Origin of the sequence: Xanthomonas populi (assembly GCF_002940065.1) — a bacterium.
GTDB classification, from domain to species: Bacteria; Pseudomonadota; Gammaproteobacteria; order Xanthomonadales; family Xanthomonadaceae; genus Xanthomonas; species Xanthomonas populi.
Window position 1 is genome coordinate 1 of the sequence record NZ_MDEJ01000302.1, and the last position, 766, is coordinate 766.

General features: G+C 59.4%; 1 pseudogene. It reads left to right on the forward strand.

Annotated elements, in window-relative coordinates:
- Window positions 1–343: 343 nt before the first annotated feature.
- Window positions 344–766 (forward strand): annotated as a pseudogene (locus XpopCFBP1817_RS23490) (hypothetical protein); the annotation flags it as partial.

Genomic DNA, 766 nt, shown 5'->3' on the forward strand with positions numbered 1-766 from the left:
CTGATCATGTCTGTCGTTCTCCGCTGGCAGGGCGTCAAGTCAATGATGGCAGATTGCTGGGGTTTTTAGAGGCTCCTTACTCAGGATGCAGGATAGCCAAAGCAGTCGCAGTAAGCAGCACGCCAGCGGCACATCGGAAGCACGCGTTTGGTGGCATGCCTTGTTGGAGTTGCGTGGCGGGCGCGTCGCAATCAGCTTGGTCGTGGTGCTTGTCATTGTGCTAGTGGTCTACTTGGCACTGAAATAAGCCGCTAGCGCGACACGCGTGTGGCAACCGCGTTGCATGTTTCAGCTGTGATAGAGCCAGAACGATCAAGCGGCCGAGCGCTGCGAGGGGAACGTGATGGCACATAAGCAGTATCGGCAGGTGCTGGGGCACGTTACGCAGTTGGTGCCCGAGCATGGTCACGAGCGCCTCACGCATACGTTGGTGTACAGCGAAATTGAACGCTTGTTGGGTGCGCATGATGCATGCGTCGCCGATGGCCTTGCAGCTACGATCTTTCATGTGCCCGACGAGACGCGGCCGCCTCAAGTTCCAAGTGCAACACCCTTTCAGCCAGTAGGTTATGCACCTGTCAAAACGCTATTGTCCCCTAAGCGCAGAAGCGCGCGCGATGCTCCAGATTCAGGCGCGGCGAGGTCAAAGCCTGCGCTCGATCTCCAGGCTTTTGGGGACAAGCCCGTCGACAGTGCGTCGGGCGTTGGCCAGGCAGGACAGCACGGCCTCTTGCGCGCGCAGCGCGGGGAGACGTTACCGAGCACG